Origin of the sequence: Acinetobacter sp. NIPH 2100, assembly GCF_000369805.1 — a bacterium.
Taxonomy (GTDB): Bacteria; Pseudomonadota; Gammaproteobacteria; order Pseudomonadales; family Moraxellaceae; genus Acinetobacter.
The window spans coordinates 3,831,070-3,853,477 of the sequence record NZ_KB850224.1 but is presented as its reverse complement, the minus strand read 5'-3'; the positions used below and the strand labels follow the sequence as shown (position 1 = coordinate 3,853,477).

Here is a 22,408-nt window from a genome sequence, read left to right as displayed (position 1 = left end):
ATCTTAAAAAGCCCCGAAGTTGGGGCTTTTTATTTATAGGCTAAATCTTATATATTTGTTTAGCTCAAAATATTTTTAGATAATTTAAGATAAAGGTAGATAATAATGAAATTTTTAATACCACAATTTTCTTTTTTTGAATGTATCGGGATTTTAACTTTTGGAACAATAGTCAGTAATTACTTTTTAGATCGACCACTGATCAATATAACTATTTTTATGATGTATTGTGTTTTTGCTGGCGCATTATCAAGTTTAAATTTTTATCTACGTTATAAAAGTAATGTGGTAATTTCCGATTAACTTCGATCCTTGTTTATGAATTTCTCTTTTATAGATCAAAAAATATGATTGAAGATATAAGATATTTAATTATTTTTGCGAAAATTGCTGAGTTTGGATCAATTTCTAAAGGCGCTAAAGCCTTAGGATTATCTGTTGCGACTGTGAGTTTACATCTAACTAAACTAGAAAAAAATTTAGAGTGTGCTTTATTTTATAGAAATACAAGGAAAATGACCTTAACATACGATGGTCAGAAGCTTCTAGATACGGCTCAGGCCATGTTAGTAACGTATGAATCAGGAATTTTAGATTTTAAGCAACGTTCTATTATTAAAAAAACACAGCTTCATATCTCGATCCCTGCGGTCTTTATTCATGGAGAGTTTATGCAATGTATCACGGCATTCTGTGATCAATATACAGATCTGACTTTACATATTACTTGCGATGATAGCCGGACAGATCTCATTGCTGAAAATGTCGATATTGCTTTTCGAATTGGCGAGCTTTCAGATAGTTCTTTTAAAGCCCGCTATCTATTTTCTCTCGCTCGAAGTATCGTTGCAACACCCTATTTTTTAAGCCAATATCAAACAATTACTCATCCGAAAGATTTGGTGGATATGAAGTGGATAGGATTGAGTATGAGAAAAAACAATCGGATTTTAAGGCATGTCGGAACAAAAGAAGAAGTGGAGATTTCTTATCAGCCATATATCTATGTGAATAATGTTGAAGCATCTTATCAACTGGTAAAATTGGGTTCAGGATTGGCTGCACCTCCTGATTATTTAATGCAAGAAGATATTGAGCAACAGAATATTGTGGAAGTTTTACCAGAGTGGAAACTTGAACCTTTGAGTGTATATGCGGTTTGGCCTGCCAATATTCCAATCAATGGTATTGCGCATGACCTAATTGAAAAAATATATGAATCCTTTAACCCCAAAATCGTTTAATCAGCATATAGATCGATAACATAATTAAAGATCCTCCCATTACAGTATTCATGACTTTTATCTGACGTGGGTGAGTTAATACTTTGGCTAATGTCTGTCCAGAAATCCCCCACAGAATTAAACAGATGTAGCAAGTGATAAAGTAAATCACAATAAATAGCAGCAATGGATGATAACTTAGGGGTGAAGAAAATAAAGAGATACCAGAGAGACAGGCAATCCATGCTTTGGGATTAAGCCATTGTAAGAGAAATCCATCCATAAAGTTAGTAAGAGAAATATTGTTTGAGATATCAACTCTTGGTGTTGAAAAGATAATCTTTTGACCAATATAGAAAATAAATAAAATGCCGATACATTCGATTGATGTGAAGAAAAAAGGATAGTGACTAATTATTTGGTTAAAACCAAAACCTAATAATATTAATAACAGTGTAAAGCCAATTGTTGCTCCTGAGATAAAGGGAAATGTTTTTCTAAAACCATGAATTAAACTTGATGAGAGAATGGTGATGTTGATTGGCCCAGGGGAAATGGACATGCTGAATGAGAAAATAAACATACTTAAAATAATAGAGAGTTGCATTATTTTGGTCTTTTTGAAATTAATCTTAAAATAAGATAATACAGTGTAGTTTAAATAAGATTAGCTAGGTTCTATCAAAAGCAGATTTTGATTTTTTAGGGATTAAAGCTAAAAGGATAGCAAGGAATGCATTTTATTTATCAAAAATTTACATTATGAGTTTTGTTGATTGAGTATCGTATTGAAAAATTATAGTCGTAACAGAAAATGAAAATTTACAAAGTCGATGCATTTAGTGATCAACTCTTTAAAGGAAACCCAGCTGCGGTTGTGTTGTTAGAGCAGTGGTTAGATGAGCGTGTAATGCAGAATATTGCATTAGAAAATAATTTGTCTGAGACCAGTTTTGCAAGAAAAATTGATGATCAAAATTATGAAATTAAATGGTTTTCACCTGTCAAAGAAGTACAGTTTTGTGGCTACGGCACGCTAGCGACCAGTTTTATTATTTTTAAAAATCAACCTGAAATTGAATCGTTAGTTTTCCAAGTGGCGAACTTGGGTGAGTTTTTTATTAGTCGCAGTGAAAAAGGCAGGATTAAAATGAATTTTCCTGTACAGATTCCTCATCGATTAGAGGTGATTCCTCAAGCATTAAAAGAGAGCTTGTCTCAAGAAGTTACTGAGGTATATATCAATCCACAGGCTTATATTGTGATCTATCCCAATACAGCGGCAGTTTTAGATGAGCAACCGAACTTTGATTTGATTAAAAAACTCGGTGGACGACGTGTCGCAATTACTAGTTTAAATGATGCCACAGATGAAAGAATGAGCGAGTTCGATATCATTTCTCGCTACTTTACGCCTTCAATGGGAATAGATGAAGATCCTGTGACAGGTTCGCTGCACACCTCATTAATACCACTTTGGCACCCTCGACTTAAAAAAGAAAATATCGTTGCTTATCAGGCCTCAAAACGAGGTGGTGTGCTTTATTGCAAATTACTTGAAGATGACAGAATTGAAATCTCAGGCGAGTGCCGCTTATATCTAGAAGGTGAAATTTTCATTTAACTTATAAACTAAAAAACCATGTACGTTTTTGCTTACATCGATTAGGGGCAATGTCCCATTTTCAGGCTCATTGGAATTGCCTAATATGAGCTCATCAGGAACAGGAAGTTCCAAAACATAAAACAAAAATGATAAGTTTAGGCATCAGGATGTGAGATATGACAGGAGTTGTATCTAGTGAAAGGAATACGAAAAAGCCCGACTTGGATGTCGGGCTTTTTTCATTTGAGCTAAAACTCAGTAATTTCTTAAGTTCATCTGCTTGGCACTGTAATAGGCATGAATAGCGTCTGCACAGCTGTTGATAATGGGGTCATCATCCTTTTTCCAGATGAGTTTCACTTCGCTGAGTGTATTTTCATCTTGAAGAGGAATGAGTCGGACATTACTGGGGAGAATGACTTTAAACTCTTCAGGCACGATACAAATTCCGAAACCATTGGCAACCAGTTCAAGTTGAGATCTTTTTCTTGAATAGATTCTGGTTCTTTTTGGACTAAAGCCGTTGACCAAACATAAATTGGCTGCCAAATAGCTTAAGCCACCACGTGCTTTATGGGGTACCGAAACAAAATTTAATGACTCCAAGTCACGAATCGATATACTTTCCTTTTCACTTAAAAATGGGTCTGAAATATGTGCAGCAACATATAAAGGGGTGGTATATAAACTGATGGCATTCACGTCATTTAAGTTGTGATAAATCGGTGGTCGGATAAAGCCCAGATCAATCGTGCCATTCAATAAATATTCGAGTTGTAACTCAGATGATAAGGTATTCATTTCAATATCAATGGTATGGCTATCACATAACTGTTCAAAGATTTCGAGTTTGTTTTGATCAAGTACAATACTGCTGGAATGGGCAATCTTAATAATCCGACCTTCACCCCGACTAATACTTTGGGCACTGACAATGGAACTTTTTAAATGATCAATATTGGTTTTTAAACTTTTATACAGTGCTTCACCTGCAGGTGTTAGTCTAATTTTCTTCTCTGAACGATCAAAAATTTCAAAACCTATTTCTTCTTCTAAATTTTTAATTTGTCTGCTGAGTGCTGATTGGGCAATAAACAGCTTTTCTGAAGCGGCAATAAAGCCTCCAGTTTCTACAATCGTGATTAGATAATTGAATTGTTTGAATGTCCACATATCTCAAAATTAGATCAGTACTTGTTTTTTCTATATTAGATTAGATGGAAGAAATCTTATACCTTTTTTATAGATCCTTGATTTAGGTAGCTGAACATGACAATGAAAAACAAGATTTTGACCTTGATTGCTGCTGTAGTGATTTGTCTACTGGCACAAAGCTATGATCAGTATATGGGTGTGATGATGAAAGAGCAGACTATTGATTTATTGGGAGATTGATAAGTTTTTCGTACCCAGTTCCATATAATCACTTACTTTTTAAAGGGTGATAAAGCTCAGCGATGTACGCTTTTTCTTACACCGATTAGAGGCAATGTCCCATTTTCAGACCCAGTGGAATTGCCTAATATGAACTCATCAGGAACAGGAAGTTCCAAAACATAAAACAAGAATGATAAGTTTGCGCATCAGGACGTGAGGTACGACAGGAGTTGTACCTAGTGAAAGGAATACGAAAAAGCCCGACTTGGATGTCGGGCTTTTTTATTTGCTGTCGATTTGCTTTTGCCACAATTCAATCAACAACTGCATTGATTTGCTCAATGGTTTATAGCTCGGCCAAATGGCATGAATCGGCATATCCAGTCCGTTGGTGGTATCGAGAAAAGCTAAGCGTACCAGCCGTTGTTTAGCAAAATGTTCTTGTACAACGGAAAGGGGAAAATTACCCCAGCCTAACCCTTGCTCAACCATATCAATCGCCATCGATAAACTATCGCTATACCAACAGGAATCCGACACCAGTACCCGACTGTCAGGCAGTGGATAATGCTTACTGGCCACAATAATTTGTCTGAGTTCAGACAGCATGGTGAGTTCATTTTTATTATGCGCATGAAGTTGCAGTGCATCTTTGGGGGAAACGGCTGCAACAAATTGCTCCATCCGCAGTAAGCGGAAGCGTTCATTGCTATCCAGTTGCGATGAGCTATAGGCGATATACAGATCGATTTCGTTATTGTGCAAGCGTATTTTGAGTTCTTGTTGTGGGGCGCTGACCATCTCAATATTGAGTAGTGGATAATGCTGAATTAACTGTTCAATGCCCGCTAATAGAAATTTCTGGTTCACATCGGCAGCGATACCAATCGAGAGACTGGTCTCCAATCCTGTTGAAAGCTCGGTCAGATGCATTTCGAGTTGACGCAGTTTCGTTACGATCAGTCGAGCATGCGGTTCGATCGAGAGTGCAACCTCGGTTGGGGCGAGGTGATTTTTGCTGCGTTCAAATAATTTTAAATTCAATTCTGCTTCTAAGTTTGCTATCGCCATACTCACGGCTGAAGGCACTCGATTTAAGGCACGTGCTGCCGCAGAAAAATTACCACGATCAATAATTTCAAGAATCAGTTCTAACTGTTCACTACTGAGTTTCATGGGAAATCCCTTGTCAGTAAATCTGATGACGATTGACTTTTTTTATCAAAATTTGAGCGTAAAATCCACTCATTATTGATTTTAAGGTGTGGTTATGCAAGGAACCAAGAGAAGAGTCACGTATGTATTTTTCTATGAAGTTTTAAGCTTTTTTATCTGTGCGATGGTTTTAGCTGTACTTTCGGGTACAACCATTAGCCATACAGGACCTTTATCGATTTTGATTGCAGTCATCGCAGTCACTGTAAATTTCTTTTATAACTATGCATTCGAAATGTGGGAAAAAACCCAAGTTTCCAAAAAACGAACTGTACTCAGACGTGTAGCGCATGCTATTGGTTTTCAAATTGTTTTGGTGACGATTTTGATTCCCTTGATTGCATGGTGGATGCAGATTAGTTTGCTTAAAGCCTTCTTACTCGATTTCAGTTTGATGGTGCTGATCCCATGTTATACCTTTGTTTATAATTATTTTTTCGATCATATTTTTGGTTTGCCGAGCCATTTGCTTGAACCAACAGCGCTGAATGCTAAAAACAGTGTTTGATAGCGGATAGCTTGATTGAATTGATAAAAAAGAGTGTATGTGGATACACTCTTTTTTATGTGATTTTTAATTTATTTTTATCAATGAAATCGACCTATTTAAAGTCGAATCCAGGTCATATTACGAAAGCTATTATTACTTGGATTTTTTGCATTAATGCTGAGCATTTTGCCAGTCTTACTTAAGCGCGCATTCAAGCTGTACTTATAGCCATCATAGGGATTGATCCATACACCTTGCCCAAATTCTTCATTTTGGCTCAGCATTTTCAGACCTGTTAATACTTCCATTCCGATAATGGGTTGATTCTTTAACGTCCCTGAGCATGCAGTACATACGGTCGGGGCGGCCTCCTTCGCTGAAGGATACATTTTAACAATCACTGCACTGTATTGTTCGGTCGCAGAATGTCTTCGAATCACAATATCAGAGAGATAAGTGCCAGTGCGTTCATCCACCACTTTCCATGTACCAATCAGAGGATCAGTCGGTGCAGCGTGAATAGCCAAAGGCGCGCTCAGTCCAAGTAATAGGACGCAAGCGCGGAAAAAAGGTGTATGAGTCATGAGAGGTACATCAAAAATATGGAAATTAAACAACAGCTTATTTTATTGTTTTAGTGGAATAATCACATCATATTTTAGGGAACTTGGCAGTTCCCTATCTTTTTTAAATCATGCGATATAAGCGTTCTTTTGGGAATACTGCGGTGAAGGTCGAGCCTTCATTTTCTTTAGAGGTGATTTCCAAATGTGCGCCGTGTTGCATGAGTACATGCTTCACAATGGCCAGTCCTAGTCCTGTACCGCCAGTTTGACGGCTACGTGCGCTATCGACACGGTAGAAACGCTCGGTTAAGCGTGGTAAATGTTTTGGATTAATCCCGATACCATTGTCCTGTACGGTAAAGTAAGCATGGTCACCATCTTCATGCCAGCCAATGGTAATGATGCCACCAGCAGGGGTGTACTTAATTGCATTGGTAATTAAGTTGCTGAATGCGCTGGCAATTTCGATGTCGGAACCAATCAGGTCGCAATGACTATCAATATCCAAGTTTAAAGTATGACCATAATCCAGATTGTAGGCTCGCGCATCGTCAAAGATTTGATTCATCAGATTTGCCATGTCAATGATCTGATTTTTAGCGACTTTTTTATTATTTTCTAAATTGGACAATAACAATAGATCGTTGACCAAAGCATTCATACGCTTGGTTTGTGACTGCATTTGCGTGAATGCACGCTTCCAGCGCGGGGTAATATCATCTTGATCAATGAAAGTTTCGATATAGCCGCTGAGTACGGTCAGTGGGGTGCGTAGCTCATGGGAAATATTATCGACAAAGTCTTTACGCATTTGTTCGAGGTTATGTACGCGAGTGGTGTCATAGGCTACGAGCAAACGGCTTTCACCACCAAAACGGGTAAGTTTGACTTGTACATAACGTTCTTCATCCATCTGGGCTTGTAGACGGATGCCATCTGGCGATTGATCGCTATGGTTAAAATATTCGATAAAACTGGGCTGGCGCAAAATCGACAGTAAATTGCGACCACGATCCAAGGGGCTTATGCCTAATAGTTTCTCGGCTGCAGGATTCCACCATTCGATTTGATGTTGATCATCAATTAAAACAACGGCTTCCGCCAGCGCCACTAAAGAGGATTGTGCACGGTCAATCAAGCCAACCATTTCGGCCTGAACAATACGTTCCTGACGTTGCGCACGGTAGACATTGAACAGCAACGCGCCCCAAATCCCGTTTAAATTCGGTGGGACATCATAAGGGCGATTTGAAATCCATTCGTTGACCAGATAAAGCGAGCGGAGCTGTAGTAAGAAAAACAGCACAAAGGCAATAAATATACAGCTCCAGAAGTATCCAACCCCAAATCCGACTAAGCTCGCAATCAATAAGAAAAAAAGTAACAGTCTTAAATCTTGTTTTGCAAAGGTCCATAAACTGCTGTAGCGAAAACGTTGGTGTTCACGTGCCAGTTCAGGGACGGGATAAGGTTCATACATAAAGAATTTTTAACCTACTGCTAAATCTGCTCGTGTCGAGAAACGATAACCTGTGCCACGAACGGTTTGTACAAAACGATCGACACCAAACGGCTCTAACACTTTGCGTAAACGACGGATGTGTACGTCAATGGTACGGTCTTCGATATAGACATTACCACCCCATACTTGGTCCAGTAATTGAGCACGTGTATAGGCACGTTCCGGGTGAGTCATAAAGAAGGCCAGTAAACGATATTCAGTTGGACCCATCTCTAAAATACTGTTGCCAAAGCTGACACGCTGACTGACAGGATCAAGCATTAAACCATTGGCATCAATCACTTTTTCACCGCTAAGTGCGTTGGCACGACGTAAAACGGCTTTGATACGAGACACCAGTTCACGGGTTGAAAATGGCTTGGTCATGTAATCATCTGCACCCGCATCAAGACCTTGTACTTTATGGTCTTCTTCGCCACGGGCTGTCAGCATAATGACAGGAATTTCTGCCAAGTTTTCATCACGTTTGAGGCGACGGCATAAGTCTACACCACTCACACCACCTGGAAGCATCCAATCCAGCAAAATAAGAGCAGGACGCTGGTCGACAATAATCTGATGCGCTTGTTTGGCATCCTCTGCTTGTAAACATTGGAAGCCTGCCATATCCAAAGAGGTATGGATCATTTCGCGGATCGGTAGCTCATCATCAACAATTAAAATATAGTCATCTTTCACAGCGCAATACCCTTAAATTCCGTAACGGTTTAACCGTTTTGTTGTTATGACAGGCTTATTACAAAGATTAATTATGACAATATCATTGCAAAAGAGTTAATAAAGTCGAATTTAGCAATAAATTGTGACAATTGTGGGGCAGTGCAGTGACCAAATGATGACAAATTTTTTATCAAGAAAGCAAATGAATTCATTTGCTTAACTGAACTGTAGTTTAACAGCTTTGTTTGTCACAAAACTGTAAAACGATTTTAATTTTTTTGCGATGTCGTTTGGATAAATGACAAAAAGACGGCACAGCAGGCGGATAAAACATCTTCTAAGGGCTGTTTGAAGCCTTCTGAGACCCAACGGATAATAATATGTGTCACATAGCCATTTAAGCCTGTCGCCATGAGGGAAACTTCTTCTGTACTTTGTGGCGCATTGGGCATGGTGATCATTACGAAACCTTGAATAATACGATCAAATTGGGTCAAGGTTTCTTGAATGGTGGCTTGATTATGCAGGTCTTGAACCAGCATCGCATCGATATAAATAATTCGCGCCATACGTGGATCGTCTTTAATTGCACTCAACAAAGCCGACAAACCTGCGGTCACCATATTTTTGGGTTCAGGCGCGGCCATCAGAACGGCTTGGGTTAAGCAGGTTTGCATTTTTTCAATCATTTTTAAGAATACCGTTTGGAATAATTCCTCACTTTTCTTAAAAGATTCATAAAAGTAGCGTTCAGTCAGCTTGGCTTCATTACAGACGTCTTTCACCGTCACAGAGAAAAAGCCATGCGTGCCATAGGTTGCAATACCTGCTTCAATCAATTTCTCACGACGTGCTTCTTTACGCTCAGTCAAAGAGAGGCCTTTGAACTGTCGCTCTTTCACTTCAGTCTTCTTTTTCTTCTGTGGTGCTTGATCTTGAGTTGCCATTGAGAAAACCGTTCCCTAAAAGTCTTTAAATCGTGTGCTTAATCTTTGCATTTCAACCATGTTGTACTGACTTAGCATAACCATATTTTGAAAATATGCCTTGTCTCTTTTAAACATCTTCGGTCATAAATGTAAATAGGCCTATTATGACATGTCGGATGTTGGTTATTGCCATTTGTCTTAAATTACCAGTGTACTATATTGACAACCTGTATTGTCAAAATTATATTGGTTACAGGTTAAGCAGCACATGATTGGGGCGAATCTGTGCAGATCATTCGTAATACAAAGGATAGGCAATGAAAAATTTTAAAAATAAAGTCGCAGCGATCACCGGCGCAGGTTCTGGGATTGGACAACAATTAGCTGTTTTATTGGCTAAGCAAGGCTGTCATTTGTCATTGAGTGATATCAATGAAAAAGGCTTGAACCAAACCGTTGAATTAGTGAAGCAGTATCCAGTCACAGTAACCACCAAAGTACTTGATGTTTCAAACCGTGATGCGGTGAAACAGTGGGCGCAGGAGACGGTACAAGATCATGGTTCAGTCAATTTGATCTTCAACAATGCAGGTGTAGCCTTAGGTTCAACTGTTGAAGGTGCAAGCTACGAAGATTTAGAGTGGATCGTTGGAATTAACTTCTGGGGTGTGGTGTATGGCACCAAAGAATTCCTGCCATTTATCAAACAAACCAAAGATGGTCATATCATCAACATCTCCAGTATTTTTGGTTTAACGTCACAACCAACACAATCCGCGTATAACGCAACCAAATTTGCGGTACGTGGTTTTACTGAATCATTGCGTCAAGAGTTGGATATTGAGAAGGGCGGTGTAAGCTCACTCTGTGTACACCCAGGCGGGATTCGTACCAATATCGCCAAAGCAGCAAAAATGAATGACAGCTTGAAGAGCTTGGGAATGGATCCAAACAAATCGATCAAGCAATTCGATAAATTCTTGCGTACGCCACCAGAAGAAGCAGCACGTCAGATTTTAAATGCAGTCTTGAAAGATAAACGCCGTTTATTGATCGGTACCGATGCGCGCATTGTGGATTCGTTCCAGCGTTTATTCCCAACGGGTTATCAACGTATTGCAGCGCTTGCAACAAAAATGATGTAAGACCTAATAACCATAAAAAAGCCATTCGATTGAGAATGGCTTTTTTATTTGCGTCAGAACAAGCAGATATTAAATACTCTGAGTTCGGTTTGACTACCCTCTAAGCTATTGAAAATAATTAGCTTGGTGGAATCTTACCATGTTCTCACCCAATTTTAGGATCAGCCACTACGTCTTGCACTTCAGCTGAAATATATTTCAACTTCGTTCAGGCTCGCCCTACTTTTGTTTTGGCATGAGGAGCGAATGCTCCGTAAGGGCAAAACCTGAGGGACGAATAGCGAAGATTAATAATCTTTGCTGTACCGCAAGGTGAAAGCTATGCTTGAATAACAAACTACGCACTGTGTTTATCTTGCGCTTCACCAAAGCTTTAGTCGCTTTGGCTTGCTCAGGTTGTAGATGACGTTTCCAAGTACCATATTCAGCCTCGAACTCAGGTTAAATAAGGACTTTGATCTTGGTTTTTTTCCAGAAGAACTGATAATAAAACGCTTGGAAGATACATAGACTCACAAAGGAAAGTGCGTAAGCAATCCAGATGCCTGTTAAGCCCCAAAGTGAGCTAAACCAGTAGGCGCAAGGGACTTCGATCAGAAGAATGGTCAAAATATTGATCATCATGGGAATATTGACCGCACCACTGGCTCGCATGATTGATGCAAAAATGGCGCTTGCCCCAAAGAATAAAATCGACCATAGCACGATAAATAACAGTTGTTGGCCCAATTCAATTACACTGTGATCGGTAATAAACAATGCCATGAGATATTTTGAGAACAAATAAGCTAAGGTAATCAAGCTACCTGTAAATAAGAAATTCATGCCCAAAGCAGTACGTGTTACTTTCGCCAATAACTCAGGCTTACCCGCGCCAATGGCTTGTGCTGCAAAAATAGAAGCGGCAATCGAAATTGACAGCGCTGGAAACTGAATATAGTTCAGCACTTGATTGACTGCACCATAGGCTGCGGTGGCATGCGCCCCATAATGGTTAATCAAGCCGATAATCACCAGACCTGCCAATGACGTAGTGACCATCTGAATACCAGTCGGAATCCCGAGTTTTAAAATTAATTTACTGAGCTCTGCATCATGGCGAACATGTTGCAGCAATAGACGGTCAATTTTCAGCGGATGATTTTTATAGTTCAGATAAATCGCTAAGAAAATCAGCACAGCGGCATAACCGAGAATAGTTGCAATCGCAGGCGCCACAATGCCTAAAGCAGGAAAACCAAAATAGCCTTTCAGTAACACGGGTGTCACGCCTAGACCGATCAAGCTGGTAAGGCTTAGCGCAATCAACGGTGTCACACTATCGCCAACACCACGCAAGATCGAGGTATAAATAATATAAACGAATAGCAAGGGGCTACCGACCAGCATCCATTGCACATAAGGCAAAGACAGATGCATCACTTTAGGGTCTGTACCCAGCAATTCCAGAATATGTTTGGCAAAGGTCAAACCCAATACCGCAATAATGCTGCCGCCAATCAAGGTCATAAATACGGTAGAACCAATGACAGCACGGACTTTTTCCAGATTTTGCGCACCCCATGCCTGCCCAATCAGCACCGTGGAGCCGGCAGAAATTCCAATCACAAAGGCCAGTAAAAAGAATAGGATGGGAAAGAATACTGAAACGGCAGCAATCGCATCGACACCCATCATTTGACCGACAAAGATAGTATTAATGGTGCCCGACAGGTTTTGTAAAATATTGGTTGCGATCAATGGAACAAGAAAAACAAAAAAGGTTTTCCAGAGATTTGGTTGCATCACCAAAGGTTGGCGTGGTGTCATTCAATTTCCTTCACGCTTCATCCTGAAACGTCTATGTTTTCTTCAACATACCATTATCGGTATCGGTTGTGTTGAAGTCATGATTGTTCAGTTTATTTTTGTTGATCAACACTGTACGAGGATTTCACCTGCACGTTGCAATGTTTGATCAGTCTTGGCAAAGCAGAATCGAATCAATCGTAAGGACTCAGGTGCTTGTTGATAAAACACTGAAATTGGAATCGCTACGATTTTGTGTTGTTCAGCCAGGAATTGGCACATGTCGATATCATTCAAATCGGGACGAATGTTGCTGTAATCCAGATTTTGGAAATAGGTACCTTGGGAGGGGATAAAGTTAAAACGTGAGTTTTGAATCTGGGCATTGAATAAGTCACGTTTTGCTTGGTAAAAGTTTGGTAGTTCCTGAATATGTTCAGGATGCTGCTGCATATAATTGGCAAGTGCAATTTGACAAGGTGTGGTACCACAGAAATTGGCAAATTGATAAATCTGACGGAATAGACGCATGAGTTGCGGTGAGGCAACACAATAGCCAGTTTTCCAGCCTGTGACATGGTAAGTTTTGCCGAAAGAACCAATCACAAAACTGCGTTCACGTAATTCAGGGAATTGCAGCGCGCTATAGTGTTTTTGTCCATCAAAGATCAGATGTTCATAGACTTCATCGGACAACACGACAATATTTTTATCTTGAATGAGTTCAATCAGTTGGCGCCAGTCCTGTTCTGACCAAATGGCACCTGTAGGATTGTGTGGCGTGTTGACAATAATCATGCGGGTTTTCGCATTGATGCTGTCTTTTAGCTTTTGCCAATTCACCTGAAAGCTAGGTGCTTCTAAATGGATATGAACTGATTTCCCACCTGCCAGCTGTACCGCAGGTGCATAGCTGTCATAGCTTGGGTCAAAGATAATCACTTCATCATCTGCATGAATACAGGCTTGAATCGCACAGAAAATCGCAATGGTTGCACCAGGGGTAATGGTGATTTCGGTGCTAGGATCAAGTTGTAGCTGGTCGCGTTGTAAAAATTGTGCGGCCAGTTGCTGTCTTAATGCCAGTACACCATCGCCAGCAGGATATTGGTTATAACCTGACAGTGTGGCTTGACTGAGGGCTTCCAGTAGCGCAGGTGGGGCTGGGAAATCGGGGAAGCCTTGGGATAGGTTTAGGGCATTTAGTCGTTGTGCAAGTTCAGTCATCACGCTAAAGATGGTAACGCCTTGGCTTGGGAGTTTTGACTGAAGTTGCAACATGACTGAAATAACCTAATTGAATTTTAATGGATTATGTATTTTTACGGTGTCTTGCCGAGTGCTCACCTAACTTCAGGATAAGCCTTCAGCTGGAGTTACTTTGGTTTCGCCCAAAGTAACCAAAAGCATTGTCATTCGCAAAACCTGTTCACTTCTTGCGTTGGTTTTATTGCATCGCAGAAACAGCACTTAATTGAAATCACGCAGGTTGCGAATGACTTTTCCCGCGTATCTTATGGATAGCATGTGCTTGTACTCAAGATTGATTCTATATTACAAAACATTTTCAACAATGGCACGAATTACACCCAGTGCTAAACCAATAAATGCACCGACAATTACCCCATTGACGCGGATCATATGCAAATCACCGCCGACTTCGCTCTCAATTTTGGCAATCATTTCACGTGAATCCCATTCATGAATACGTTCACTGATATAACGAATAATCTTGTCGCTGTATTGCTCACTGAAATTGGTTGCTAAGCCGACCATCTTTTCATTCAATACATGACGTACTTTTTCATTTTGAATCAGGCTTTCGCCCAGTTGCTGTATCGCCGCCTGTAAATTTGTGGCAATGCCTGAATCTTCCTGCATTAAATCGGTCTTGATGGCATCACATAGAATCGCCACAGCACCACTAATAAAGTTCAACACTTGCGGGCTATCGAGTAACGCATCTTTGCCACGATTCAAACGTTGGCTGGCCTCACTGTCGGTTTCTGCCAGTTGGAGCATCAGTGAATGCGTAGTTGCTTCGATGTCTTGACGCCACGGATGTTCAGGATTGGCCAGCATGGATTCAACTTTTTCAATCAAGGAGTCAATGGTACGTTGCTGTACATCGATACCGATCCAGCTTGCACCCTTGGCAAGTTTCCAGACACCAAGCTCTTGAAACAGTTTACGTGATAAATCGCGTGCTTCTTCAGGATGAGACACCATCCATTCATGCGCTAAATCCAGTCCACGTTGTAACACATCTTGGTGGAAATCGTTTTCCAGCACAGCCCGCAGCATTTCACTGGCCAATTTATTGACCTTGGTACTTCTGACCCATTGCACACTGTTATTTTGAACAAAGTGTGCAATTTGATCTTGGCTGACAAATTCAAAAATTCTTGGCACGGTGTGCTGAATCATCTGCACCACATGTTGATTGTTTTTTGGATTGGCCAACCATTGACCCACCGCCAAACTGATATCGGCATTTTCTAAACTACGTTCAACCACTTGTGGTGATAAAAAATTTTCCTGTACAAAGCGGCCCATCGATTCGGCAATACGTGCCTTATTGCGAGGGATAATTTCGGTGTGATCACGCAATAGTTTGGGTAACGGCATTCTGCCGAAAGGATTGCGAAATAATACGGTTACTGCATACCAATCGGCTAAACCACCGACCACACCTGCTTCTGCGCCTAACATGAAAATATGGATGAGCCATTTATATTCAGGAAGAAAATGTGCCGCGACCATTAAAGCAACCCATGACACCACTGCAATAATCAGAGCCATGGTGGCGAAGTATTTACTTCTTTGTAGGCTTGGGACGTGGATTTCTTCGACTGAACTCATTGAGCCATCCTTTTAATTTACTTTTTGTTTTGAGGTGGTGCAGGTGGCTGCAACACTTCTCCTGTCGGACTCAGGCCATATTTAGGGCCTAAGGATTGCAAAATCAGTTGCGCATCAAAGGCATCTGGTGATTGCTGCTGGGTCTTGAAACATTCGATAGTATACGACACTTGAATTGGATCAATATTGACCACTTGTGGGGTATCGTAGAATGGATCAGGCCAAAAGGCTGGATGACGACGGTAATAGCCATAAGGGTAATACGACGGTGTTGGATAAATCACAGCCTGACGTGGTGCTTTATGACGGGCATTACTTGGATCATCCACCACACTAAAATAGCGGAAACCATTTTTTACTGTTGTTTGTGCTGCTTTGAGTAGAGTAATTTCTTCAGCTGTACCATAACTCAAATTATTATCGGCTTGGAAACCGACACGGTAAGTTTTGTTATTTAACGGATAAGCGGTGAATTGACCGAGTTGGTCAAAGGTTCTGGGTTTGGACGGAACCGTTGCACATCCTGCAAATGTCAGTGCGACAAGGAGCGGTGTGCATATTAATAAAGATTTCATATGCTTTTCCTATGTTCAGTGTCGAGGGAGATCGACTTAAAAACTACTATTCGGTTGTGTTAAAAATTCCAGTTCATCTGCTGTGGAGCTACGCCCTAAAATTGCGTTGCGATGCGGATAACGTCCAAAGCGATCAATAATCACTTTATGCTTTTTCTCAAAGTTTAGGTTAATTTCATTGCCCAAACGTTGAAACAGTTTTAGTGCAAATTCATGTATCTGTTTAGATTCGCTGTGCATAAAGGGCATATATAAGAATGAGCGCTGTTCAGGGCTCAGTTGCGCATCGAGCTGTAAGCTAATCGCTTCTTGTGAAAGTGCCAGTGCAAGACTGTCGTAAGCAAAAGCCTGTGCTTGGTCTCGGTATAAGTTTCGAGAGAATTGATCAAGCACAATAATTTCAGCTAAACGACCTTCAGGCGTTTGACGCCACGACCATAACTCTGCTTGGGCTGCCTGATGATGAATATCTGCAAATGATTCACGAATTTTTGCGTCAAATTCATCACTTTTGGCAAACCAGAGTGAACGATGATTAGGGTCAAACCAAAAATTAAGAATGTCTTGCGCTTGCATGGGCGAGTATCCATTGGAAGATTTATTTTTAAATAAAATCACAATTTCAGCGTGTCTTATGTAACAAGATTGTGATAAAAATTGCCAAACTAAACAGGGGTTTCTGTCACAGGCATTTATGAAATGTGAACAGACCCTAGATGACTAGATCGTAATTGTCGTTATAATTGGCTGAGTCGAAGGGATTGGCATGTCATCATGTCTGTAGAATCGACGGAGTCGCTACCATGAATTTGGTCGGCTGATCTTGAACAAGCGAGCATATAATATGAATCAACCCAGCCTTACCTCCTCTGTGATACCAACTTGGGTAGATGCCTCGCTATTAAAGGGGATGTTACGCGGGATCGAGCGTGAAAGCTTACGCATGCAAAGTAATGGATTTTTATCACAAAAAAATCATCCGGAAGCTTTAGGTTCAGCGTTAACACATCCACATATCACTACAGATTATTCTGAAGCGTTGATGGAGTTTATCACCACCCCACAAAGCACCATTGCGGCTGCGCTGAATGAATTGAGTGATATTCACAGTATCGTGCATCAGCAGTTGGAAGAGGGTGAGCGCCTATGGCCGTTGTCTATGCCTTGTATGCTGGACGATAACGAAGAAAATATTAAGCTTGCTCAGTACGGTAGCTCCAATATCGGTCGTTTTAAAACCCTTTACCGCCGTGGTTTGGGTGTGCGTTATGGTCGCCGGATGCAGACTATTTCAGGGGTGCATTATAATTTATCTTTCCCTGACCAATTATTTGCAGCATTACAGCAACATGAGACCAATCAAGAATTAAAACAGCTCAGTTTGCAAGATTATCGTAGCCATCGTTATTTTGGTTTGATCCGAAACTTTATTCGTTTAATTCCTTTAGTCATGTATATGTTGGGTGCCAGTCCTTCAGTATGTCGCTGTTTTTTAACAGGTCGTGAACATCATTTACAGCCGTTGGTTAAAGGGACCTTATACCTGCCAGAAGCAACTGCATTGCGTATGGGGCGTTTGGGTTATCAAAACTCAGCGCAAAAGGAACTTGGCATTCATTACAACGATTTGCATGATTATTTGGATGGCCTGCAAAAAGCGGTACACACACCTTATGCAGCATTTACTGATTTAGGCCTGAATGATGAACAGGGCGAGCCAATTCAGATTAATGATCATGTACTTCAGATTGAAAATGAATACTACAGCTTAGTTCGCCCAAAACAGGTGCCGCAAGCAGGTGAAACACCTTCACAAGCCTTAAAGAATCGTGGTGTGGGTTATGTAGAGTTGCGTGCAGTCGATGTGAATCCATACAGTGCGATCGGTATTGATGAAATCTCGGCAGGCTTTCTCGAAAGTTTGGCCTTGTACTGTTTACTCAAAGACAGCCCAGATTTATTTGCAGAAGAACAAGAGCAGATTGATCATAACCAAACGGAAGTGGTTAATCGTGGTCGTGCGGCAGATGCCAAAATTGCAGTAGGTCAAAATACCGTATCACTGCAAGATTGGGCGCAGGGTCATTTAGATGCAATTCAGAATTGTGCTGTGTTGTTGGATCAAATGGATGGCACGCAGTTATACCAAGATGCGATTCAAATCATGCAACAGCGTTTAAATCATGTGGAAGACACCCTGTCTGCCCATGTGATTGATGATACTTTAAAGCACAGTGGTACATGGAATTTTGGTAGTGTGATGGCACAGCAACATGTCGATCACTATGATCAACACCCACTCAGTGAAGAACGTAAACAATATTTTGCACAATTGGCGCAAACTTCGTTGCAAAAACAGGCGCAACTTGAACAAGATAACGACATGAGTTTTGAACAATATCTTGCACAATATCGCTAAAATTTTAGAGGACTTCCCATGCGATGGAATTACCGCTTAGTTAGTGCATTACTGGTACTGACCAGCATCATTGGTATCTCATTTGCGTTGTATTTAGAGCATGTGCAAGGTTTAGATCCTTGTCCATTGTGTATTTTCCAACGCCTGGGTTTAATTGGAATGGGGCTTATTGCGCTCATTGCATTTATCCATAACCCAGTTTCTAGTGCATTTAAACGTTTTTATGCCTTTTTGGCGACTTTATCGATTGGCTGGTCCGTTGGTGTGGCGGCACGTCATGTCTGGTTGCAAAGTTTGCCACCAGATAAAGTCCCAAGCTGTGGACCTGGTTTAGATTATTTGGTCGATGCATTACCGATGAAAACTGTACTGCAAGAAGTGCTTTCGGGTTCTGGTGAGTGTGCGGTTGTGGATTGGACTTTTTTAGGTCAGTCGTTACCTGTTTGGTCTTTGCTTTATTTCAGTTTAATTTTGCTGATTTGCCTATGGCAGCTTTTTAGAAATTATAACCTTACTCAAAAATAAAAGAATAGTTTTTGAGTTAACTGTTGAAACCCGAAATATGGATTTATATTTCGGGTTTTATTTTCTCAGTAAAGCAACAATATGTGCCATTTTGTTGCTTTTAAGCTCTTTTTATGGACAGATAGGTCTGTTTTTTGTAAAGTTCAGCCGATTCCCCGTACGATCTGATTATAAAAAATGCTTTTTAATATATTTAATGTATTAGAAAAAATAGGGCTAAATGCACAGAAACGTGCCATTCACGTACAATTTTCTAATCATCTACTGAATAATCAAGTTTTTTTACAACGCATACAAGGGCAGCATCAACTCAATGTGGGTTTGGAAGCTGAGCTAATCTGCCTGTCGACCAATGCCCAGATTCCCCTCAAACAATTTATTGGGGTTCAAGTTGCGGTGGATCAGGTCACCGATTCAGGGCAACTGTTTCGCACCACGGGGATTGTGACTGAGGCCAGTTATGGGCAAAGTGATGGCGCATTAACCCTGTATAAGCTGACCTTAAACGATGCGACTCATTTATGGCATAAACGCCGTAACAGCCGTGTGTTTATGAATAAAAGCATTGTGGAAATCACTGAAGTTTTATTCAAGGAATGGCAGCAAAGAAGCCCACTTTTTGCGGCAAGTTTGAGTCTGGATCTGAATGGTTTAAGCCAGAATTATGATATACGACCCTTTGTAATGGGTCATAATGAATCGGACTATGCTTTTTTGACACGTTTATGGCGGAGTGAAGGCATCAGTTGGCTGATTGATGAAGCTGAACTTTTTGTACCGCATTCGAGTACGCCTATTAAAGCTCAGAAGCTAAGATTAATTGATGATAATAGTCAGTACCAAGCTTTGGCTCGACGTGGCATATGCTATCACCGTAGCAGTGCGACAGAATTCCAAGACAGCATTACAAGTTTTGTGGCGGTACGTAGCTTACAACCCACAGCGGTGCATCTACAACGTTGGCAGCCAGATGCCTTGGCACAAGAAGAAGGTGCAGGTTCAGTCGTCACCAGCCATAACCATTCAGAAAGTTTTGATTCTGCTAGTTTAAGTCTTGAGCAGGCATGGCATATCAGCCCAGCTTGGATGCAGGACTTAAAGGGTGAAGACCAAGCGACAGCTTCTGGGAACAGTCAGTTAGAAAAACTGAATCAGCAATTCAATGACATGTACGCCAGTCAAGCCAAATACTTTAAGGCTTATAGTACTGTGCGCGATAGCCAAGTCGGTTATTGGTTTAATCTCAGGGAACATCCTGAAATTGATCAGCATGAAGGGGCTGATCAAGAGTTCCTGATTATTGCCAAGCATTTCTACAATCAAAATAATTTACCAAAAGATCTACAGCAACAGCTGAGTCAGCTGTTAAGTCAGAGCCATTGGGATCAATGTGGCTATGACGACGCAGAGCGTCAGGGTAATGAACTCACTTTGATCCGCCGTCAGATCAAAATCACCCCTGAATATGATCCAGAGTTGCATCGTCCAATTGCTTACCCGCAACGCGCCAAAGTGGTTGGACCTGAAGGGGAAACCATTTATGTGGATGAATGGGGGCGGATCAAGGTGCGCTTTCTGTTTACCCGTAGTGATGATCATGGGCATGATGGCGGTGCAGGTAGCAATGACAATGACACCGACTCCGCATGGGTTGATGTCCTCACACCTTGGGCAGGAGAAGGCTATGGCGCACGTTTCTTGCCACGGATTGGTGAGGTGGTGGTCATCGACTTTTTTGATGGCAATATTGACCGCCCTTTTGTGCTAGGGCGAATCCATGAAGCACAACGTGTACCCACCAAGTTTGATGTCAAAGGACAGCTCCCAGATACTAAAAAACTGAGTGGTATACGCAGTCAGGAAGTCAATGGTAGTGGTTTTAACCAATTACGCTTTGATGATACAACAGGACAAATCAGTACCCAGTTACAAAGTAGCCATGCTGCAACACAGTTAAATTTAGGCAATTTAAGTCACCCTAAAGTGCAGGAAACCAGCAATGGTCGAGGCGAGGGCTTTGAGCTTAGAACGGATGCGTGGGGTGCTGTTCGTGCAGGTAAAGGCATGCTGATTAGTACGTATGCCCAAGAACAGGCTATTGCTGATCATCTCGAAGCTGCTCAAGCACAATCGTTGCTGTCACAAGGCTATGACAGCATGAAAATGCTCAGCGAAGTGGCCGCAAAGCAGCAGACAGATGCATTGAATGTCATCAATCGCTTACCGAAATTTATTCAGTCATTGGAGCTTAAAACCACAGGTCAAGCACTGGATAGCACTTTAAATTTATTTAAAGAAGGGGTGAGTAATGATCCGATTCATGCTTTAAAGGATTGTGGTGGTTTTATTGAGGATATTGGCGCACTCGGTGGCGACGCCAAAGGGATGGTAGAGGAGTTTAATGCGTTCTTTAGTGATGCCAAAGATGCGGTTGAAAATCTGAAAGAGTTCATTGAAAACGTAGAAGAGCATGGCGCTGATATTGTCAAAGGCAAGCTGACGAGTATTAAAGATCGGATTCAGCAAAACCCGTTTGAGAGTATTAAAGAAGTCGGAAAGGTTTTGGCCAATGTTGATATTAAAGATTTTGAGCTGATGAGTGTCTGTGGAACCTTTAGTAAAGGCAGCACGTTAGAAATCACCCCAGCCAAAGCATTGGGCTCGTTACAGGGCTTTATGGAGGGTTATACCCAAGGTTTGGAAAGCAGTTCCGATGCCAAACAACAAGAACAAGGCAAGATTTTTAGACAGGCGTTGATGTTGTTGGCATCGCCGAATGGAATTGCGTTAACCACGCCTGAAAATATTATTTTACAGGCCTCTCAGGATATTGCCGAGAGTGCCAGTGGTTCAATTAACCTGAGTGCACAGAAGAATATTATTGGGCATGCACAGGACAAGATCAGTTTGTTTGCCGCGCAAAAGGGCTTTAGAGCTTATGCGGCAAAAGGGAAATTGGAGTTGCAGGCGCAGGATGATGCGATTGAAGCGATTGCCAAGAAGGTGATTAAACTGATTTCTACTGAAGATAAGATTGAAATCACCAGTCCTAAAGAAATTGTGCTGACAGCGGGTGGTTCTCAGCTGAAGATCAATGCCAACGGGGTGTTTTCAACCACGGGTGGTAAGTTTGAGAGTAAGGCAGGTCAGCATTTGTTTGTGAGTGGCGCTAAAGTTTCATATGAGGTTCCTGAATTACCAAAAATAGGACCATATGCTGTTGATTTCTTATTCTCAAGTTTAGCAGGTACGGGGATAGAAAATGCAAAAATACAGATGTATGAGCCAGATAAAAAAGAAATTATTTGGGAAGGGGTAACGAATTCAACAGGGAAAAGCAATTTATCAATGCAAGAAGAATCAAAACGATACGAAGCATTGATTGGTTTTGATGAATGGTCAAGTATCTTTGATGATGAGGATAAATACGAAGAAGAAAATGACGATGAATTTGAAATTGGTGAGCATGGTTTGCAAGCTGAAAAAAAAGATTTGGAACAATAGGT

General features: G+C 41.0%; 20 protein-coding genes. 8 read left to right on the top strand and 12 right to left on the bottom strand.

Annotation, left to right across the window (positions count from 1 at the left end; genetic code table 11):
• The first annotated feature begins 347 nt into the window (after positions 1-347).
• Complete coding sequence (locus F887_RS00355) at positions 348-1,244, top strand: LysR family transcriptional regulator (protein ID WP_005297656.1); 897 nt, start codon at positions 348-350, stop codon at positions 1,242-1,244.
• Here F887_RS00355 and F887_RS18410 read toward each other — a convergent pair.
• Complete coding sequence (locus F887_RS18410; protein ID WP_005297654.1) at positions 1,225-1,830, bottom strand: LysE family translocator; 606 nt, start codon at positions 1,828-1,830, stop codon at positions 1,225-1,227. The genes F887_RS00355 and F887_RS18410 overlap by 20 nt on opposite strands.
• Before the next feature lie 207 nt (positions 1,831-2,037).
• On the opposite strand from F887_RS18410, the gene F887_RS00360 reads away from it, so the two are divergent.
• A complete protein-coding gene (locus F887_RS00360; protein WP_005297651.1) occupies positions 2,038-2,847 on the top strand; it encodes a PhzF family phenazine biosynthesis protein in 810 nt (269 codons plus the stop codon).
• 237 nt (positions 2,848-3,084) lie between these two features.
• Here F887_RS00360 and F887_RS00365 read toward each other — a convergent pair whose 3' ends face one another.
• Positions 3,085-4,002 carry a LysR family transcriptional regulator gene (locus F887_RS00365; RefSeq protein WP_005297649.1) on the bottom strand — a complete coding sequence of 306 codons (918 nt, stop codon included), beginning with the start codon at positions 4,000-4,002 and terminating at the stop codon, positions 3,085-3,087.
• 96 nt (positions 4,003-4,098) lie between these two features.
• Between F887_RS00365 and F887_RS18895 the strand changes: the two genes are divergently transcribed.
• The gene (locus tag F887_RS18895; RefSeq protein ID WP_005297647.1) at positions 4,099-4,224 is read left to right on the top strand and encodes a hypothetical protein; all 126 of its coding nucleotides are present in this window, start codon (positions 4,099-4,101) and stop codon (positions 4,222-4,224) included.
• Between the two features lie 264 nt (positions 4,225-4,488).
• Here F887_RS18895 and F887_RS00370 read toward each other — a convergent pair whose 3' ends face one another.
• Complete coding sequence (locus F887_RS00370; RefSeq protein ID WP_005297645.1) at positions 4,489-5,382, bottom strand: LysR family transcriptional regulator; 894 nt, start codon at positions 5,380-5,382, stop codon at positions 4,489-4,491.
• 94 nt (positions 5,383-5,476) lie between these two features.
• Here F887_RS00370 and F887_RS00375 point away from each other — a divergent pair, with 94 nt between their 5' ends.
• The gene (locus F887_RS00375; protein WP_005297643.1) at positions 5,477-5,929 is read left to right on the top strand and encodes a PACE efflux transporter; all 453 of its coding nucleotides are present in this window, start codon (positions 5,477-5,479) and stop codon (positions 5,927-5,929) included.
• 98 nt (positions 5,930-6,027) lie between these two features.
• Here F887_RS00375 and F887_RS00380 read toward each other — a convergent pair whose 3' ends face one another.
• The 4 genes from F887_RS00380 to F887_RS00395 all read right to left on the bottom strand — a co-directional run bounded on the left by F887_RS00380 (position 6,028) and on the right by F887_RS00395 (position 9,606).
• Positions 6,028-6,495 (bottom strand): DUF2147 domain-containing protein, encoded by a 468-nt coding sequence (locus F887_RS00380; RefSeq protein ID WP_005297641.1) that lies wholly within the window; start codon positions 6,493-6,495, stop codon positions 6,028-6,030.
• Between the two features lie 103 nt (positions 6,496-6,598).
• Positions 6,599-7,957, bottom strand: a complete 1,359-nt coding sequence (gene phoR / locus F887_RS00385; RefSeq protein ID WP_005297639.1) for a phosphate regulon sensor histidine kinase PhoR — start codon at positions 7,955-7,957, stop codon at positions 6,599-6,601.
• 9 nt (positions 7,958-7,966) lie between these two features.
• Positions 7,967-8,677: a phosphate regulon transcriptional regulator PhoB gene (phoB, locus tag F887_RS00390; RefSeq protein ID WP_005147788.1), complete on the bottom strand. Its 711-nt coding sequence runs from the start codon at positions 8,675-8,677 to the stop codon at positions 7,967-7,969.
• 251 nt (positions 8,678-8,928) lie between these two features.
• Positions 8,929-9,606 (bottom strand): TetR/AcrR family transcriptional regulator, encoded by a 678-nt coding sequence (locus tag F887_RS00395; RefSeq protein ID WP_005297637.1) that lies wholly within the window; start codon positions 9,604-9,606, stop codon positions 8,929-8,931.
• 299 nt (positions 9,607-9,905) lie between these two features.
• Here F887_RS00395 and F887_RS00400 point away from each other — a divergent pair, with 299 nt between their 5' ends.
• Positions 9,906-10,733, top strand: a complete 828-nt coding sequence (locus F887_RS00400; RefSeq protein ID WP_005147782.1) for an SDR family NAD(P)-dependent oxidoreductase — start codon at positions 9,906-9,908, stop codon at positions 10,731-10,733.
• 441 nt (positions 10,734-11,174) lie between these two features.
• On the opposite strand, the gene F887_RS00405 is transcribed toward F887_RS00400, so the two are convergent.
• The 5 genes from F887_RS00405 to F887_RS00425 all read right to left on the bottom strand — a co-directional run bounded on the left by F887_RS00405 (position 11,175) and on the right by F887_RS00425 (position 16,534).
• The gene (locus F887_RS00405) at positions 11,175-12,542 is read right to left on the bottom strand and encodes an MATE family efflux transporter (protein WP_005297634.1); all 1,368 of its coding nucleotides are present in this window, start codon (positions 12,540-12,542) and stop codon (positions 11,175-11,177) included.
• Between the two features lie 105 nt (positions 12,543-12,647).
• Positions 12,648-13,802, bottom strand: a complete 1,155-nt coding sequence (locus tag F887_RS00410; RefSeq protein WP_005297632.1) for a pyridoxal phosphate-dependent aminotransferase — start codon at positions 13,800-13,802, stop codon at positions 12,648-12,650.
• A 273-nt stretch (positions 13,803-14,075) separates the two neighbouring features.
• Positions 14,076-15,383 carry a DUF445 domain-containing protein gene (locus F887_RS00415; RefSeq protein WP_005297630.1) on the bottom strand — a complete coding sequence of 436 codons (1,308 nt, stop codon included), beginning with the start codon at positions 15,381-15,383 and terminating at the stop codon, positions 14,076-14,078.
• Between the two features lie 17 nt (positions 15,384-15,400).
• Entirely contained in the window at positions 15,401-15,958 is a 558-nt protein-coding gene (locus F887_RS00420) for a CC0125/CC1285 family lipoprotein (RefSeq protein ID WP_004776316.1), read from the bottom strand.
• Positions 15,959-15,994: 36 nt separating this feature from the next.
• On the bottom strand, positions 15,995-16,534 hold the full coding sequence (locus F887_RS00425) for a DUF924 family protein (RefSeq protein WP_005297628.1): 540 nt from the start codon (positions 16,532-16,534) through the stop codon (positions 15,995-15,997).
• 268 nt (positions 16,535-16,802) lie between these two features.
• Between F887_RS00425 and gshA the strand changes: the two genes are divergently transcribed.
• From gshA to F887_RS00440, 3 genes are all read left to right on the top strand, one after another.
• The gene (gshA, locus tag F887_RS00430; protein ID WP_005297626.1) at positions 16,803-18,377 is read left to right on the top strand and encodes a glutamate--cysteine ligase; all 1,575 of its coding nucleotides are present in this window, start codon (positions 16,803-16,805) and stop codon (positions 18,375-18,377) included.
• An 18-nt stretch (positions 18,378-18,395) separates the two neighbouring features.
• Complete coding sequence (locus F887_RS00435; RefSeq protein WP_005297624.1) at positions 18,396-18,902, top strand: disulfide bond formation protein B; 507 nt, start codon at positions 18,396-18,398, stop codon at positions 18,900-18,902.
• Between the two features lie 177 nt (positions 18,903-19,079).
• Entirely contained in the window at positions 19,080-22,406 is a 3,327-nt protein-coding gene (locus tag F887_RS00440) for a type VI secretion system Vgr family protein (protein ID WP_005297622.1), read from the top strand.
• The last annotated feature ends 2 nt before the right edge of the window (positions 22,407-22,408 follow it).

Excerpts from the sequence above, each read along its gene's own strand:
- F887_RS00355 (WP_005297656.1), top strand. The coding sequence starts at position 348 with ATGATTGAAGATATAAGATATTTAATTATTTTTGCGAAAATTGCTGAG.
- F887_RS18410 (WP_005297654.1), bottom strand. The coding sequence starts at position 1,830 with ATGCAACTCTCTATTATTTTAAGTATGTTTATTTTCTCATTCAGCATG.
- F887_RS00360 (WP_005297651.1), top strand. The coding sequence starts at position 2,038 with ATGAAAATTTACAAAGTCGATGCATTTAGTGATCAACTCTTTAAAGGA.
- F887_RS00365 (WP_005297649.1), bottom strand. The coding sequence starts at position 4,002 with ATGTGGACATTCAAACAATTCAATTATCTAATCACGATTGTAGAAACT.
- F887_RS18895 (WP_005297647.1), top strand. The coding sequence starts at position 4,099 with ATGACAATGAAAAACAAGATTTTGACCTTGATTGCTGCTGTAGTGATT.
- F887_RS00370 (WP_005297645.1), bottom strand. The coding sequence starts at position 5,382 with ATGAAACTCAGTAGTGAACAGTTAGAACTGATTCTTGAAATTATTGAT.
- F887_RS00375 (WP_005297643.1), top strand. The coding sequence starts at position 5,477 with ATGCAAGGAACCAAGAGAAGAGTCACGTATGTATTTTTCTATGAAGTT.
- F887_RS00380 (WP_005297641.1), bottom strand. The coding sequence starts at position 6,495 with ATGACTCATACACCTTTTTTCCGCGCTTGCGTCCTATTACTTGGACTG.
- phoR (WP_005297639.1), bottom strand. The coding sequence starts at position 7,957 with ATGTATGAACCTTATCCCGTCCCTGAACTGGCACGTGAACACCAACGT.
- F887_RS00395 (WP_005297637.1), bottom strand. The coding sequence starts at position 9,606 with ATGGCAACTCAAGATCAAGCACCACAGAAGAAAAAGAAGACTGAAGTG.
- F887_RS00400 (WP_005147782.1), top strand. The coding sequence starts at position 9,906 with ATGAAAAATTTTAAAAATAAAGTCGCAGCGATCACCGGCGCAGGTTCT.
- F887_RS00405 (WP_005297634.1), bottom strand. The coding sequence starts at position 12,542 with ATGACACCACGCCAACCTTTGGTGATGCAACCAAATCTCTGGAAAACC.
- F887_RS00410 (WP_005297632.1), bottom strand. The coding sequence starts at position 13,802 with ATGTTGCAACTTCAGTCAAAACTCCCAAGCCAAGGCGTTACCATCTTT.
- F887_RS00415 (WP_005297630.1), bottom strand. The coding sequence starts at position 15,383 with ATGAGTTCAGTCGAAGAAATCCACGTCCCAAGCCTACAAAGAAGTAAA.
- F887_RS00420 (WP_004776316.1), bottom strand. The coding sequence starts at position 15,958 with ATGAAATCTTTATTAATATGCACACCGCTCCTTGTCGCACTGACATTT.
- F887_RS00425 (WP_005297628.1), bottom strand. The coding sequence starts at position 16,534 with ATGCAAGCGCAAGACATTCTTAATTTTTGGTTTGACCCTAATCATCGT.
- gshA (WP_005297626.1), top strand. The coding sequence starts at position 16,803 with ATGAATCAACCCAGCCTTACCTCCTCTGTGATACCAACTTGGGTAGAT.
- F887_RS00435 (WP_005297624.1), top strand. The coding sequence starts at position 18,396 with ATGCGATGGAATTACCGCTTAGTTAGTGCATTACTGGTACTGACCAGC.
- F887_RS00440 (WP_005297622.1), top strand. The coding sequence starts at position 19,080 with ATGCTTTTTAATATATTTAATGTATTAGAAAAAATAGGGCTAAATGCA.